Source organism: Kordiimonas sp., from assembly GCF_965216265.1.
In the GTDB taxonomy this organism is placed as follows: Bacteria; Pseudomonadota; Alphaproteobacteria; order Sphingomonadales; family Kordiimonadaceae; genus Kordiimonas.
On record NZ_OZ244153.1, the window covers coordinates 442,477 to 458,951 of the forward strand.

Here is a 16,475-nt window from a genome sequence, read left to right on the forward strand (position 1 = left end):
TAATTAACGGCCCCCGGGAAGAGGAAAGACCGCCACACCTGACGGCTCTCCAGTTTTTTATGCACTAGAACTTATAGCGCGCGCCGATATTGAAGCGCGGCCCAGCCTGTGTAACCCACAGCGCTGTGTTCTCGTGCCGGCCATGTGAACGTGTCGTTTCACCTGTCACGTTAATGCCTTCAGCAAATACGGTAATCTGATCGGTGATGTCATAGCTGACATTCACATCAAACTGCCCATATGCCTCAACATAGATTGGCTGACGTACGGCGTATTCACCCTGAATGATGCCTGAAAGGAATTCATCACGCCAGTTGTAGGCAACACGAACCTGAAGGCCGTCTTTATCGTAGAAACCGATAATGTTGGCTGTATCGCTGAGGCCGAACAGGGCAAACTGTTCCGTGTTCCACTCAGTCAGGTTATCAAATCCAATGTCACCGTTCACGATCGTATAGTTCAGGATCGCACCGAAGCCGCTGTTACCGAATGTGTGCTGGAGAGCGAACTCCCAACCATTCAGCTCAGCAGAGCGCTGGTTCGACGGGATCGTGACGGTGATATCAAGCGTAGGATCTTCACCCGGTACACCAAAGATATTACCCGTGGTATTGCCGTTTGAATCCACCCCTGTGATCTCGAACGTGCTTGGGTCTGCGTTCGCGAAAATCCAGTTACGGATTGCTGTAAGGTCATTGCTTCCAACAGCCGCGACAGCATCGTTATAACGCTGGCCACCAAACGGTGTGGGCAGGCCGAACGGTTGGGCCGTAATCACGTCGGTACCGATGAAGTTTTTCACGTCCTTGCGGAAGTATCCTGCTGCGAAATAGCTCGCGTCGTCATAGTACCACTCAGCGCTGAAATCCAGGTTCTTGGATTTGAACGGCAGAAGTGCTGGGTTACCCTGGCTACCGGTACCACCACCTACACGGAAGATCTCGTTGATGGTTTGACCACCCTGGATATCGTCATAGCGCGGACGAGCGATTGTCTCACTATAGGAAGCCCGGAACACAACGTTATCCATCAGTTGGAAGTCAACATCGACAGACGGCAACCAGTTCTTGTAGTTGCCCTCAAGCTCGGTGAAGTCCTGATCGCCAGAGAAGATAACAACCGCTTCGTTTGCGGCCACCCACTGGGTGCCTGTTGCAACCGGCACAAGTGCTGCCGATGTAACGTCCGTTTCCTCGTAGCGCAGGCCTGCAACGATATTCACAGGCACATCACCCATGTCAAAGCTGCTGTTGACCTGAAGATAAGCAGACTTGCTTTCTTCCTTCGTGCGGCGGTCGGTCGTGAAGTCGTCAGACGAGCACTGCCCGTTACCACCGCAAGCACCATAGAGATCATCGATCAAGCCAACCATCGTTTCGAAATCATAAACAACCCACTCATTAAACAGGTCGGGGTTGTCGCTACCGCTGAGCTTATCAAACTTGTCTGCAACGGAAATGATCTCAAAAATATCGTCTGGCATGTCAGAAGCTGGGCCTGCGCCGCCCCATGTATCACGCTGAACGTTTGCATAAGCCGAACGCACGTTGTTCTCAGTATAGGCTGCGCCAAAATCAACGCTATCAACGATGCCAGCATCAAATTCCCAGGAGCCCCGGAACTGGAACTGTTCAACCTCTGTCCGCATATAGCTGTTACGGAAACTTGTACCGCTAGAGACGATGCGTGAAGTATCCACACCGGTCAGGCCATCAATCTGTGTAAGAGAGAGAACAGGAAGTTCCTCTGAAAAATCAATTGATTGAGACTGCACGGTAAAGCCCGCTGTACCCAGTGCAACATGGCTACCGTATGGGCTATCAGCACCGGATTCAGCGCTTGAATTGTGATAATCCAGCTCAAGTGTCAAACGGTCCGTTGGTGCCCACTCAATGTTGGCGCCGAAGGATTTATTTTCGTTTTTGGTCGCGAACTCAGCCGCACCAAACGACAGGTCAGTTGGGCTTGCGCCGAAGTCCTCGGCATACACAATCGCACCAGCAACCGGACCATCGGTCCATTCGCTTGTTGTGGCGCCGTGGTTGAACCAAACGGACATATCGTGACGTTCCGTCGCAACCTTGTTCTGTGAATAAGTGTAATCCACCGTGGCTGTCACGGTATCAACAGGGCGATACTGCATCGTTAGCTGGCCATTGATCCGCTCGCGGTCAATGGCGGTCATGGAATAAGCCATGTTCTGCGTGGTGGCGTAGAAATCACCTGGGCCAGGGCGGTTGGTGACATTGATATCATCTTCTGTACCACCGGCAGGAATCTGCGGCAGCGTGCCCCAGTCGTTCTGTTCACCCGCAAAGGCACCGCGCCAGCCAGCATTCGCCTGCGTATAGCCTGATTTACGCTTCTGGTATGAACCAGACAGAGCCACACCAAACTTGTCTTCAGCGAATGTGTTGCTGTAGATGCCGGAGAATTCCGGCGTTACAGAAGTGCCGTCCAGCTCAGATGTATCCATAACCGCTTTGGCGCCAATGCTGGCTTTCATGCCAGGTGAATTGAGCGGCCGCGTTGTCTGGATATTAATAGTGGAACCAATACCGCCCGTTGGGATTGCGGCACGCCCGGTTTTATAAACCTGAACGCCTGCAACACCTTCTGCGGCGAGATTAGCAAAATCGAAAGAACGGGAGCTGGATGCGTTGGTATCTTCAAGCGAAGAAACCGGCATCTGGCGGCCGTTCAGGGTCACGAGGTTGAAGTCAGGACCAAAACCGCGAACGGTTACCTTGCTGCCTTCCCCATTTACCCGGTCAATGGAAACACCGGTGATACGCTGCAACGATTCCGCGAGGTTTGTATCAGGGAATTTACCCATGTCCTCAGCGCTGATCGCGTCAACAATACCGCGGCTGTCGCGTTTGATATCCATCGCGCGCTGCAAGCTGCCACGAATACCGGTTACGACGATTTCTTCCAATTCATCCATATTTTCGTCCGCAGACGCGCTCTCTTGCGCATAGGCCGCAGACGCAGACACTGAAGCGAGTATCAATGACATCGTACTCGCAACAGAGCCATAGTATAAGCTTCGAGCTCTCATATACCTTCCCTCACTCTGATAAGCGTTTCCCCGACGCACGCCATTACACTTCCCGCACATAATGACAGCGCTGTCTCTTTTTTGATAACAATACCGCCACAATATGTCCATAAATTTCTGACAGCGCTGTCACATAAATGAAATTCCCCAGCAATATCAATGCATAACACTCTGTCCAGTTCGTGTATTTTTCGGCGGCCCTGCCACCTATTCAGCCATATTGGCACTAAATAGGCCCTCTCTGCGTCCAAAAGCCGACTCCGTTCCCTCATTCAGGGCCAATCTCTCCACCAGTGTAGAAATAGGCTTTCGCCCAAAAATCGCTGGCACGCCGAGCCAAAATCGGCAAGATGTGCGTGGGGATGATCAGGCTGCGGTATTGCGGCTGAACCACAATAAAGAATTAATCCAAAAATGAATTTCGGGGGAGCTTCCGTGGCGGACAACAATAATACCAGTGAAAACAATCATAACAATATTCCGCTCTGGATCGCACTTATCCCCCTGCTCTGCCTTGTTATCATGCTCACCGGCGCGGTTTTGCTGTTTGGGGATTCGTCTTCATCCGGGCCGAACCAGTTGGCGCTCATGTTCTCGGGTGCCATTGGCATTGGCCTGAGCCTGTGGCGCGGCCAGTCGTACGAGGTGCTGGAAAACGCTGTCCTAGACGGCATCATGCTCGCCATGAAGGCCTGCTTGATTCTCCTGATGGTAGGTTCGATGATCGGGAGCTGGATGCTTGCAGGCACAGCACCCGCTATTATCTACCTGGGCCTTGGTGTCCTGGACCCCGGTTTCTTTTACCCGGCGGTGCTTATCATCTGCGCTTGTGTGGCCGTCTCAATTGGCAGTTCATGGACAACCGCCGCCACCGTAGGCCTCGCGCTTGTCGGCATATCCCGTATTTTAGGCCTGTCACCTGAAATTACAGCGGGCGCGGTTATCTCTGGCGCCTATTTTGGGGACAAGATGTCGCCGCTGTCAGATTCTACCAACCTTGCGCCAGCGATGGTGAACGTGGATCTCTTTGTTCATATCCGCCACATGGTGTGGACAACCACACCGTCGCTGGTCATTTCCTTCATCCTGTTTACCTGGATCAGCTGGGGGCAGGAAGTATCCGAAGGCACCGTCGCCAGCATTGAAATGACCCGTACACTGCTGGACGACACCTACAACATAGGCTTCCCTGCCTTTATTCCGCTGATCGTGCTGCTGGCGCTCGCGATCAAAAAAGTGCCTGCCCTACCCACCATCACCATAGGTGCGGTTGTTGGTGGCATTGTCGCGGTGATATTTCAGCCCGAAGCAACAGTCGCATTTGGTGGCGGCGCGGATGTCGACTTTGTGATGATCAAGGCGCTTTGGAGCGCAATGGCAAATGGCTATAGCGCCAACACAGGCGACGGTACGCTCGACGAGCTTCTCTCTCGTGGTGGCATGAGCAGCATGCTCAACACAGTGTGGCTGATCATCGCTGCCATGACGTTTGGTGGCGTGATGGAAAAAACAGGTTTTCTGGGCCGTATCGTCTACAGCGCGCTCAAAGGCGTTCGCGGCACAGGGTCTCTGATCCTGACCACAGTGCTCACCGCCATCGGCATCAACATCATTGCCGCCGACCAGTATATCTCGATCGTGCTGCCCGGCCGCATGTATATGATGGAGTTCAAGCGTCGCGGCCTTGCGCCTGAAAACCTTTCTCGCACGCTGGAGGATGCAGGCACCATGACATCGGCCCTCGTGCCCTGGAACACCTGTGGCGCCTTTATGGCCACCACATTGGGCGTGGCGACTTTCGCATATGCCCCTTACGCCTTCTTCAATCTCATCAGCCCATTTATGGCCGTGCTATACGGCATGCTGAATTTCAAAATCACCAAGCTTGAAGAGGATGACGCCGTGGTGCCGAGCCCGGTGCGGAACTAGAACAAAAAAGGGGCCCCGAAAGGCCCCTGATTTTACTCGGGTTAAGCCGGTTTAGAGGTCGAACCGGTCGAGCTTCATAACCTTGGTCCATGCAGCGATAAAGTCCTGTACAAATTTCTGATCTGCATCATTTGTGGCGTAAACCTCTGAAATGGCCCGCAACTCACTGTTTGAGCCGAAGATCAGGTCAACCGGTGTGGCTGTCCATTTCACGGTGCCCGCGCCTATCGCATGACCTTCATAAATGCCCTCTGCGCCAGATGACTTTTTCCATGCTGTTCCCATATCCAGAAGGTTCACAAAAAAGTCGTTGCTCAGAGTGCCAGGCTTGTCGGTAAACACACCGTGTTTTGCACCGCCCGTGTTTGCGTCCAACACCCGCATGCCCCCTACAAGCGCTGTCATCTCAGGCACTGTCAGGTTAAGGAAGGCCGCCTTCTCAACCAGCATTTCGGCTGGTGAGCGTGGGTTGTCCCCCTCATAATAGTTGCGGAAACCATCTGCTGTTGGCTCAAGCACATCAAACGCAGGCGCATCTGTCATCTCAGCCGTTGCATCAGTACGACCCGGCGTAAACGGCACTGTCACGTCATACCCGGCCTTCCCGGCAGCCTGTTCGATAGCGGCAGCACCACCCAGCACGATCAGATCAGCGAGGGAGATTTTTTTGCCACCCGATTGTGCCTTGTTGAAATCAACCTGAATGCCCTCAAGCGTCTTCAGCACTTTCGCGAGTTCAGCCGGGTTATTGGCTGCCCAGTCTTTCTGAGGGGCAAGGCGAACACGGGCACCATTTGCACCGCCACGCATATCCGTGCCTCGGAAGCTGGAGGCAGAGGCCCATGCTGTTCGCACCAGTTCAGGTACGGTCAGACCAGACGACAGCACTTGTGTCTTCAGCTTCGCAATGTCTGCGTCATCCACCAGCGTGTAATCCACCTCAGGCACTGGGTCCTGCCAGATTAAGGCTTCATCTGGCGCCATAGATCCGAGATACCGCGTGCGTGGGCCCATGTCACGGTGTGTGAGCTTGAACCAAGCTTTGGCAAAGGCCAACTCAAACTCTTCGGGGTTATCAAGGAAACGCTGGGAGATTTTGCGGTACTCAGGGTCAAACTTCAGGGCCAGATCTGTTGTAAACATGATGGGCGCGTGGCGTTTCATCGGGTCGTGCGCATCTGGCACAAATTTGGAAGCGGTCTCATCATCAGGCACCCACTGTGTGGCACCCGCTGGGCTTTTGGTTTTCACCCAGTTGAACATGAAGAGGTTTTCCAAGTAGTTGTGGGTCCACTCAGCCGGACTGATGGTCCACGCACCTTCAAGGCCACTTGTGATCGTGTCGGCACCCTTGCCGCTCTTGTAAGAGCTTTTCCAGCCAAGGCCCTGTTCTTCAAGGCTTCCTGCCTCCGGCTCGGCGCCCACATGTTTAGCTGGGTCTGCGGCACCGTGCGCTTTACCAAAGGTGTGACCACCTGCAATCAGGGCAACCGTTTCCTCGTCGCTCATCGCCATGCGGCCAAAGGTGTCGCGAATATCTTTCGCAGCCAGTAGTGGGTCAGGGTTGCCGTTTGGCCCTTCCGGGGTCACGTAAATGAGACCCATGCGGGTTGCGGCAAGCGGCCCCTTGAGCTTCCGGTCTGCTGTGTGACGGCTGCTGCCAAGCCACTCGCCTTCCGGCCCCCAGAAAACTTCCTCCGGCTGCCATTTGTCTACCCGGCCGCCAGCAAAGCCAAAGGTCTTGAAGCCCATGGATTCCATGGCAACTGTACCCGCAAGCACCATCAGGTCGCCCCAGGAGATTTTGCTGCCATATTTTTGCTTGAGCGGCCACAAAAGGCGGCGCGCCTTGTCTAGGTTCGCGTTATCTGGCCAGCTGTTGAGCGGCGCAAATCGCTGCATGCCACCATCGGAGCCTCCACGTCCGTCAAACAAACGGTATGTGCCTGCGCTGTGCCACGCCATGCGAATGAAAAACGGACCATAGTGGCCATAATCGGCTGGCCACCAGTCTTGCGACGTGGTCATCACCTGCTCTATTTCCTTTTTCAAGGCATCAAGGTCAAGCGACTGGAATTCTTTCTCATAATCGAAGGCTACACCCATCGGGTCTGCCACTTCATCGCTCTGGCGCAGGGGCTCAAGATTGAGCCGGTTTGGCCACCAGAATGAGTTGGTCGCAACGGTTTCCTCGGCTGCAACTGCGGTTACTGGTACTGCTGTTGAAAGGCCTACCGCGAGTATCGCGATGGCGGATAATGAATGTCTAAGCATCGGTCTTCCCTCCTCAATTAGGAGCTCTTACCGATAAACTAAAGTTTTTCTAATCTGAAATTGAATGATCTGATCTCATTAATCTATAAAAACGATTAGAAAACATAATATTAACGTATTTTATATATGAATCAGTCAGTTAATTCCTCGATGCATCGCTAGAAAGCACGGTATCGTTATGATTCAATGCGAACAGCATGCACCTTGTATCCTCCGTCCCTCGAGGTTACGCCGCCATCGTCCAACGCTTCGGTTCTCATGCTGAAGCTATCAGGCGTGACATCAGAATATACAAACCGGTTGATAAGCTTAGCTCCTTGGTACATCTCACCGCTCACGGTGACGGTAAATCCTACTCACAAAACCAATTAAAAGCCCTGGTCCACCGGACCGGGGTTTTTTGTTGATCGGGGTTCTGGATTTGTGAGTAGGATTAGTCTCACCACTTCGTGGTTCGTCAGCTTCGCAAAGAACCTATGTAAAACAGTCTGTTATCCTGTTTTACGAGGTGTAAAATCCGTATCTCTCCGGGACAAAGTTAAAGAGCCGCCCACCGTATGGTGGACGACCCCAAAATGAAGGCTGGAAAGAATTCAGACGTGCTGGCATGAATGATAGCACAAAAAAGACCGTTTTAACGCTTACCGTCAGCTTACCCATGGTAGCTCGAATCCTGCCCTGCACAAACGAGAAAAGGCAGTAACCTTTTGAGGTTACTGCCTTTTTAATGGTTTTGTGAGCAGGATTTACCGTCGCCGCTTCGCTTGCTCCGTTGTCTCCAACACGTTGTTTTTCAACGTGTTTCCGCCCGAACCGGTGTATTCATTCACCGGCTTCACCTACCATATAAAACAAAAGGCCCACCCGAGGGTGGACCTTTGTTTCATTGGTTGCGGGAGTAGGATTTACCACTTCGAGCTGCGCTCTTGTGTTGTCTCCAACATGTTGTTTTGCAACATGTTTCCGTCCGAACCGGTATGTGCATTCACCCGCTCCACCTACCATATAAAACAAAAGGCCCACCCGAGGGTGGACCTTTGTTTCATTGGTTGCGGGAGTAGGATTTGAACCTACGACCTTCAGGTTATGAGATTTAAGGTAACTATAACTCACAATAATTCACATACTTATTTATTGTTGTTTTTCATATATTTATAAAACACACCTTACTGTGGCTTATTGTCATTTATTGCCATTTTTTATGGTTTAGTGGTCCAAATTTGGTCCAAAAATGTTTGTGACGACCTTCATATGTGATAGAGTGCGATCATATTCAAAACATATGAGGATGGAAGTTTGGCAGTTATTGATAAACGTGTTGGCAAAAAAGGCGTGAGCTACCGCGCCCGTGTTCGGGTGCATGGCTATCCTGTCCAAGCCAAAACATTCAAACGCCTGACCGATGCCCAAACATGGGCCAAACGTATCGAAACGCAAATTGCCGATGGCGAGTTCCGCAATGTTTCAACGCAGGCCAAAAAACAAACCCTGGCCGACGTTATCAATAAATATCGTGAAGATGTGCTGCCCCATAAGGCCCCGTCAAGCCAACGGGTGGAAAATACCTATCTGAACCACTGGGAACGGGAACTGGGCAGTTATGCCCTCTCCTTCCTCACTCATGAGATTATCAGCAAGAAGGTTGCCGAGCTTAAAAATGCTGGCGACCAGCGCGAGCTGCTTGAAGAAGGGCAAAAGCCAAACAAGCCCAAGTCACCCAAAACCGTGAAGCACTATCGTGACAATCTGGAAATCCTGCTGAACCATGCCCAAAAGTGGGGTTGGTTGGGTGCTGCGAACCCCATGCAGGGTGTTGGCCGCATTACCAAGGCCAATAAAGAGCGTGTGCGCTTTCTGGATGATGATGAACGCCAGGCCTTACTTGCCGCCTGCAAGGCCAGCCCGAACCCTCAGCTATACGCTGTGGTGGTCTTTGCCTTATCCACCGGCGCACGAAAGAATGAGATTTTAAAGCTGAAGCTCAAAGACCTGGACCTTGACCGCCAGGTGGCCATTCTGCGCGAAACCAAAAACCGCGAAACCCGCAAGGTGCCGATTGTCGGTTATTTGAAAGATGTGCTGCTGGATCACCTAGACTGGCGCAAGGACTATGTAGCGAACATGGAAAATGGCTCAGACTTCATTTTCCCGCGTACCGACGGGAAACAACCTATTGATATTCGTAAGGCTTGGGAAAACGCCCGCGATAAAGCTGGCATTGTGGATTTCCGTTTCCATGATCTGCGCCACAGTGCCGCCAGCTACCTCGCCATGAACGGTGCTAGCCAGCTTGAGATTGCCGAAGTGCTTGGCCACAAAACCCTCCAGATGGTCAAACGCTACTCTCACCTGTCTGAGGATCATACCCGTGATGTGGTCGAAAAGATGAACAGCAAGATTTTTAAGCCGAAAAGCTAGTCCATCCATCCTGAATTGCCGCTCAATAAACCCTAATCAGACGGTTATGAAATACTAATTGGACGTTGCTATAATCCTAATTAGACGATTGCAACAGCCCTACGTATCAGATTGAAAAACACAAGGGGACTTAACCAGTTCTGCATATAGCCCGATTGCCATCTCCAAAAACGGCTATATTACGCGTGTCCGCCCCCTCGGTTTTACGCATTTTGCGGCAAATACGCACCATATTCACCGCATAATTTGCGATGATTGTTGCGTTTGCGGTAAATGAATAATATAATCACCGCAGGAGGTGCGTCAAATATGCCCTTTATTCATGAGAACACAGATTGGCCAAATTTAATCTGGGACAGTGATAAACTGTCCACAGAATTGGCTGCTTTACGCTATCGAGAAGGGCAACTGGTTGGCCGGATGCAAGGTTTGGGCTTCGTTCTAAGGCAGGAAGCAAGCCTCAAGACCCTGACCGACGATGTTGTTAAATCATCAGCGATTGAGGGTGAAGACCTAAACCCTGACGAAGTCCGTTCGTCTATTGCCCGCCACCTTGGCCTTGATGTGGGTGGCCTCGTCTCATCAAGCCGAAATGTGGAAGGCATCGTGGAAATGATGCTTGATGCCACTCAGAACTTTTCAGAACCATTGACCAGCAACCGACTTTTCGGTTGGCACGCAGCTCTTTTCCCTACTGGCCGCAGCGGCATGCAGAAAATTACCGTAGGTGGCTGGCGACCATCGAGTGCCGGTGCCATGCAGGTGGTTTCAGGCCCTTATGGGCGGGAAAAGGTCCATTTTGAAGCCCCCGATGCCAATAGGCTGCCAACTGAAATGGCAAAGTTTCTGGAATGGTTCAACACACCTTCTTCGACCGACCCCGTTCTCCGGGCTGGAATCGCCCATTTCTGGTTTGTCACGATCCACCCGTTTGAAGATGGGAATGGCCGTATTGCGCGCGCAATCGCAGATATGTCACTTGCGCGTGCTGACAAAAGCAAGGGTCGCTTTTACAGCATGTCCGCCCAGATCGAGACGGAACGAAAAGATTACTATGATCAGCTTGAAGCGCAGCAGCGAGGTGGGCTCGATATAACGCCCTGGCTGAACTGGTTTTTGAACTGCTTGGGCCGGGCCTTTGACAGAGCCGAAGAAACGCTTGAAGCGGTCCTCTATAAGGCCAAGCTGTGGGACAAGGCCAACCACAATCCCGTGAACGAACGGCAGCGGCTGGTCATCAACCGGATGCTGGAAGATGGCTGGCAAGGCCATCTGAACACATCAAAATATGCCAGGCTCGCCAAGTGCTCGACCGACACTGCCTTACGCGACATTCGAGAGCTGCTTGAAACTGGCATTCTGCTTCAAAATCCCGGTGGTGGCCGAAGCACCAGCTACAGACTGATCGAACCAGACCAACTCCAGCCCTGATTACCACAATACCCTTCAAATGGTGAAACGCTACTCTCACCTGTCTGAGGATCATACCCGTGATGTGGTCGAAAAGATGAACAGCAAGATTTTCAAACCTAAATGACAAAAAAACAGGGCGTACTAAACATTCCTGAGGTCAGAATGAGAACTACATATGTTATTTTCAAATTCGAGTGTCGAATGTTCTATCTCAAATTTATCTTGAAGCAGTTTTTTAAGGCATTTTTTCAGCGCATCCATGTCAGCCTCTTTTTCCAACACTACGTGAGCTTCTAAAGCATTACGATGTTCATCAAGCTGCCACACATGCACATGATGAACATTTAATACACCCTCAACAGCTTCCATGACTGAAGTCACATTCTGCATATTCAGGCCTTTTGGTGCCCCTTCCATAAGGAGGTGAATAACTTTGGGAGTTTCGGTGAAGCCTTGGTAAAGAACATACACTGATATCAGTAAAGTCATGGCTGCATCTGTCCAAACCCAACCATAAAGCAAGATAAGCGTCCCGGCAATAATCACACCAACCGATGCGAGAGCATCTGTTACGTTGTGCAGAAAAGCCGCCTTGATATTCATACTGGTTTTGGACTGGCTATAAGTGAGCAGTGCGGTAAAAACATCAACGGCTAATGCAATTCCGGCGACGATAACGACCATCCATCCCGCCACCGGCTCCGGCGTGATAAAGCGCATGATCGCTTCATAGCATAGATACAAGCCTATGATGATAAGCGTAGTTAAATTGATGAGCGCTGCCACGGTTTCCGCACGCTTATAGCCGAATGTTTTGAACTGATCGGGTGGTTTACGGCCTATGCGTATCGCAACCAGCGCAATAAGAAGCGAGGCGGCATCACTGAAATTATGCAGTGCATCAGCAATTAGTGACAAACTGCCTGATACAGCCCCACCGATAATTTGAGCAAATGTTAAAAGGATATTGGCAAGCACCGCCCACCAAAGGCGGCGCTCGCCTATTTGAGAGGGGTCGCTATGGTGATGATTATGCCCCATACCGCGCCTCTTTTTTCTTTCTACGGTTTTTCAGAAAATTCTTCCCTGGGAAGAACTTATACAGAGCTGGCAAAACCAACAATGTCAGGATGGTTGAGGATATAATCCCACCGATGACAACAGTCGCCAGTGGCCTTTGCACTTCTGAGCCTGCGCCGACATTAAAGGCCATCGGGACGAACCCAAGAGAGGCCACAAGTGCTGTCATCAGAACAGGTCTCAGACGCGTCAAAGCGCCTTCAATAATCGCTTCATCAAGTGCTCTACCTTTGGCCTGCAAATCACGGATGAAGGAAATCATCACCACGCCATTCAAGACTGCCACACCAGACAGGGCAATAAAACCAACCCCTGCAGAAATTGACAGCGGAATATCGCGAAGCATCAAAGCCGCTATACCACCTGTTAAAGCCAATGGCACGCCAGAGAAAATCACCAGTGCGGCACGCGCAGAGTTAAACGCCATAAATAGCAGGCCGAAAATCAGGGCTAGTGCAATAGGAACAACAATCATCAGTCTTGTTTTAGCCGAGATAAGCTGCTCAAACGTCCCCCCATATTCAACCCAATAACCAGAAGGAAGGCTTACTTGAGTTTTTACTGCCTCCTGAAGTTCAGCTACAAAGCTACCAAGGTCTCGCTCTCTAACATTTGCTGTTACAGTAATACGACGTTTGGCGTTTTCTCGGCTGATCTGTGCAGGGCCAAAAGCAATGTTTAGGTCGGCAACTTCTTTAAGTGGAACATAATCTGGCCTGCTATCAGCTCCCTCCATTTCGGCAAGGGGTAACGGCACAGGCAGCCTTTCCAATGTTTCAATGTCACTGCGTAAATGTTCCGGCAAGCGCACAACAATGTCAAAGCGTCTATCGCCCTCATAAAGAACACCAGCTTCACGACCACCCATGGCAACTTCCACCACTTCTTGGACATCGGCCACATTTAATCCATAACGCTCTAGACGTTTACGGTCAGGAACGACGCTGAGCGTGGGAAGACCTGTAACTTGTTCAACCTTGACGTCTGCTGCTCCAGAAACTGAACGCAAAACTTTTTCAATATCTTGCGCGGAAGCTAAAAGCTGATCCATATCATCGCCATAAATCTTTACGGCTAGATCACTCCTTACACCCGATATCAATTCATTAAAGCGGAGTTCGATGGGTTGAGAGAATTCATAGGCACTGCCCGGCACTTTCTCAAGCGCAATTTCCATTTCCTCAATCAAATCGGCTTTTAACTTATCAGGATTTGGCCATTCATCACGAGGCTTAAGCAAAACATAAATATCAGCGATATTTGGTGGCATTGCATCTGTGGCAACTTCTGCTGTCCCGATACGCGCAATAATTGTTCGCACTTCAGGAAATTTCATGACCTCCTCTTCAAGTTTAAACTGCATCTCTACAGATTGAGTCAATGATGTACCAGGCGCGCGAAGAGCCTGTATGGCAATGTCTCCCTCATCAAGCGAGGGAACAAACTCTGCCCCCATCCTTGTGGCCCCAAACAAGCTGACAACGACTAAAGCAACAGCAAAACTAATAACAGGTAAAGGCCGACGAAGCGTAAATCTTAGCAAGGGCTCATACCCTTTTTTAGCACCTCCGATAATGCGACCTTCCTTTTCATCAACTTTGCCAGTGATAAATGTAGCAACTGCTGCAGGCACAAAAGTGAGTGATAATACCAAAGCGGAAAGCAATGCCATCACAACCGTTAAAGCCATCGGGTGGAACATCTTACCTTCAACACCCGTCAGGGCAAAGATCGGCAAATAAACAACCGTAATAATAATCACGCCAAAAATACTGGGCTTGATAACTTCTGCTGTGGCTTTTGCCGCTAGATCAAAGCGTTCTTCCTTGCTGAGCAAGCGCCCTAACTGGTGCTGTGCCATGCCGAAACGACGAATACAGTTCTCCATTATGATAACCGCGCCATCAACAATCAGACCAAAATCCAGCGCGCCAAGGCTCATCAAATTACCAGATACCTTGTTTTCGACCATGCCTGTAATTGTCATCAGCATAGAGATCGGAATAACCGCCGCTGTAATCAAAGCAGCTCTTAGATTACCCAAAAGCAGGAAAAGAATAACAATAACGAGCAAAGCGCCTTCAACAAGGTTCTTCTCGACTGTTTTAATTGTACGCTCTACCAATGTTGTTCTGTCATAAACTGCATTCGTCACGACGCCTTCAGGCAGGCTGGAAGCAATTTCTTCAAGTTTTTTTCCAACCCGTTGGGCCACATCTTGTGAGTTTTCTCCCATCAGCATCATGGCCGTACCAAGCACAACTTCACGTCCGTTCTCAGTTGCAGCACCTGTTCGTAAAGGTGAACCTAGTTTAACATCGGCAACATCGCCAATACGGATAGTGACCTCATCACGCTTTGCAAGAATGATCTTATTTATATCTTCAATGCTCTCAACCTGACCTGGAATACGAACTAGATATTGCTCTCCGTTGCGTTCGATATAACCCGCGCCGACGTTATCGTTGTTCTTCTCAAGAGCTTGTAAAACATCATGAATTGTCAAGTCATAGCTAAGCAACCGTTCGGGATAAGGTGTCACATGGAATTGTTGTTCATACCCACCAATCGTATTGACCTCAACCACGCCTTTTAAGTTACGAAGCTGCGGTACAATGATCCATTCCTGTATGGTTAATAAATCCATCGGAGTGTAAGCTGATCCGTCTTCCTTTTTTGCACCTTCTCCAGCTTCAACTGTATAGAAGAAAATTTCCCCAAGACCTGTTGAGACAGGCCCCATGATTGGCTCTATTCCTTCTGGCACTTCACTTTTTATTTGCTGAAGTTTTTCACTGATAAGTTGACGTGCAAAATAAATATCTGTGCCATCTTCAAAAATGACCGTTACTTGCGATAGGCCATAACGAGACAATGAGCGAGTATGGTCAAGTTTAGGGATACCCGCCAAGACCGTTTCAATCGGGAATGTGATACGCTGCTCGACTTCTAACGGCGAATATCCTGCTGCCTCAGTATTAATTTGCACTTGCACATTCGTAATATCAGGAACAGCATCAATCGGAAGACGATTAAAATTGTAAATGCCAAGAGCGCATAAGCACAGCACAACAATCATCACCAACCAACGATGGCGTATAGATAGGGAAACAATATTTTCTAACATGGAAATTTTCTCTTCATTATTATTCATTTTTAATGAGAATGCGCTGCGGTGGCTTTCAAAATATCTGACTTGACGATAAAACTTCCGTCAGAAACATAAGCCTCACCAACTTTAAGCCCCTGAATAATTTCAACGTAACCGTCATTTTTGCGACCTGTTTTCACTGGCCGGGGGATAAATGAGTTCCCTTCCTTGACGAAAACTACATCACCCAGTTCTTCCATTTTTTGCAAGGCGCTCGCTTTCACGGCTATTTGCGCTTCAGTTTCAGCAACACGCACATCACCCTCTATGGTCATGCCAGGCTTCCATATTCGTTCTGGATTAGGCAGAACAATAATTGCAATTTGCGTTTGGGTTAATTCATCGGCCGTAGGAAACAACATATCGATTTTGCCCATAGCGGTTTTATCCCCTTCGAGCGTATGAATAGAAACACGTTGCCCGCTCTCGACATAATCGGCATCACGGGGGAATACATGAAATTTGGCCCATACGTTAGAAAGGTCTGCAATCACAAAAAGCACATCACCATTAGCAACATCGCCGATATTGGTATTGCGCTCCAGAACAACGCCGTTGATTGGTGCTTTAACATTGTAATCCTGAAGACTTTCATTCGATTCAACAACCGCCAGAACTTGCCCTTTTTCAACGCGCTCTCCCAAATTAACATTAACGCTCCGCACGATCCCTTCAAAACGAGCACGAACATCTGCTCTCGTATTTTGATTCAGAGTAATACGACCTGTTAGCGGTATTGTCTGGCTTACCATAGCTGGAGCAGCTGTATTAATAACAATGCCCATGGGCTGAACAGATTCAGGCGCTATTTCAGCTTTACCTTCCTCATGTTCTCCATGTTCATCTTCACCTTCTTCATGACCTTCCTCAGGTTTTGTCGAGCCATGCCCATGACCATCGTGATCATCTTGTTCTTGATGGGCATCATGACCATGGTCCTCATGATTATCAGTTTCCTCACCATGTTCGTTATGCTCATCCCCATCAGCATGCGCATGGTCTTCGGCTTCATCGTGCTTTTCAACAGTTTCCGGATAAGCATCCGCTGCGTGTGCAGATACAGTTATGATGGGCGTCATCAACCAACCAAATATTGCGGCTAGTAATAAATAATATTTCATTCTTGGGTCTCTCCTATTTTAAAGAAAT

8 protein-coding genes and 1 pseudogene are annotated in these 16,475 nt (G+C 49.9%); 4 read left to right on the forward strand and 5 right to left on the reverse strand.

Features of this window, described 5'->3' with window-relative positions:
- Positions 1 to 64: 64 nt before the first annotated feature.
- Entirely contained in the window at positions 65 to 3,019 is a 2,955-nt protein-coding gene (locus tag ACOOGA_RS02040) for a TonB-dependent receptor (protein ID WP_417461134.1), read from the reverse strand.
- 477 nt (positions 3,020 to 3,496) lie between these two features.
- Between ACOOGA_RS02040 and nhaC the strand changes: the two genes are divergently transcribed.
- A complete protein-coding gene (nhaC, locus tag ACOOGA_RS02045) occupies positions 3,497 to 4,990 on the forward strand; it encodes a Na+/H+ antiporter NhaC (RefSeq protein WP_420429357.1) in 1,494 nt (497 codons plus the stop codon).
- A 51-nt stretch (positions 4,991 to 5,041) separates the two neighbouring features.
- Here the strand turns inward: nhaC and katG are convergent, their stop codons facing one another.
- Positions 5,042 to 7,264 carry a catalase/peroxidase HPI gene (gene katG, locus ACOOGA_RS02050; protein ID WP_420429359.1) on the reverse strand — a complete coding sequence of 741 codons (2,223 nt, stop codon included), beginning with the start codon at positions 7,262 to 7,264 and terminating at the stop codon, positions 5,042 to 5,044.
- A 1,296-nt stretch (positions 7,265 to 8,560) separates the two neighbouring features.
- Here katG and ACOOGA_RS02055 point away from each other — a divergent pair.
- The 3 genes and pseudogenes from ACOOGA_RS02055 to ACOOGA_RS02065 form a co-directional block, all read left to right on the forward strand.
- Positions 8,561 to 9,682, forward strand: a complete 1,122-nt coding sequence (locus tag ACOOGA_RS02055; RefSeq protein WP_420429361.1) for a tyrosine-type recombinase/integrase — start codon at positions 8,561 to 8,563, stop codon at positions 9,680 to 9,682.
- 309 nt (positions 9,683 to 9,991) lie between these two features.
- Positions 9,992 to 11,113: a Fic family protein gene (locus tag ACOOGA_RS02060; RefSeq protein ID WP_420429363.1), complete on the forward strand. Its 1,122-nt coding sequence runs from the start codon at positions 9,992 to 9,994 to the stop codon at positions 11,111 to 11,113.
- Positions 11,114 to 11,117: 4 nt separating this feature from the next.
- Positions 11,118 to 11,219 (forward strand): annotated as a pseudogene (locus ACOOGA_RS02065) (site-specific integrase); the annotation flags it as partial.
- A gap of 17 nt (positions 11,220 to 11,236) precedes the next feature.
- Here the strand turns inward: ACOOGA_RS02065 and ACOOGA_RS02070 are convergent.
- Genes ACOOGA_RS02070 through ACOOGA_RS02080 form a run of 3 tightly spaced genes read right to left on the reverse strand, consistent with a single transcriptional unit; the run spans position 11,237 to position 16,447 of the window.
- Positions 11,237 to 12,136: a cation diffusion facilitator family transporter gene (locus tag ACOOGA_RS02070; protein WP_420429365.1), complete on the reverse strand. Its 900-nt coding sequence runs from the start codon at positions 12,134 to 12,136 to the stop codon at positions 11,237 to 11,239.
- Positions 12,126 to 15,302 (reverse strand): efflux RND transporter permease subunit, encoded by a 3,177-nt coding sequence (locus ACOOGA_RS02075; RefSeq protein WP_420430603.1) that lies wholly within the window; start codon positions 15,300 to 15,302, stop codon positions 12,126 to 12,128. The genes ACOOGA_RS02070 and ACOOGA_RS02075 overlap by 11 nt, the downstream gene beginning before the upstream one ends.
- A gap of 29 nt (positions 15,303 to 15,331) precedes the next feature.
- A complete protein-coding gene (locus ACOOGA_RS02080; RefSeq protein WP_420429367.1) occupies positions 15,332 to 16,447 on the reverse strand; it encodes an efflux RND transporter periplasmic adaptor subunit in 1,116 nt (371 codons plus the stop codon).
- Positions 16,448 to 16,475: the final 28 nt, after the last annotated feature.

Bases quoted from the DNA above. Each gene is read 5' to 3' on its own strand.
- katG (WP_420429359.1), bottom strand. From the start codon at position 7,264: ATGCTTAGACATTCATTATCCGCCATCGCGATACTCGCGGTAGGCCTT.
- ACOOGA_RS02040 (WP_417461134.1), bottom strand. From the start codon at position 3,019: ATGTCATTGATACTCGCTTCAGTGTCTGCGTCTGCGGCCTATGCGCAA.
- ACOOGA_RS02060 (WP_420429363.1), top strand. From the start codon at position 9,992: ATGCCCTTTATTCATGAGAACACAGATTGGCCAAATTTAATCTGGGAC.
- ACOOGA_RS02075 (WP_420430603.1), bottom strand. From the start codon at position 15,302: ATGTTAGAAAATATTGTTTCCCTATCTATACGCCATCGTTGGTTGGTG.
- ACOOGA_RS02080 (WP_420429367.1), bottom strand. From the start codon at position 16,447: ATGAAATATTATTTATTACTAGCCGCAATATTTGGTTGGTTGATGACG.
- ACOOGA_RS02070 (WP_420429365.1), bottom strand. From the start codon at position 12,136: ATGGGGCATAATCATCACCATAGCGACCCCTCTCAAATAGGCGAGCGC.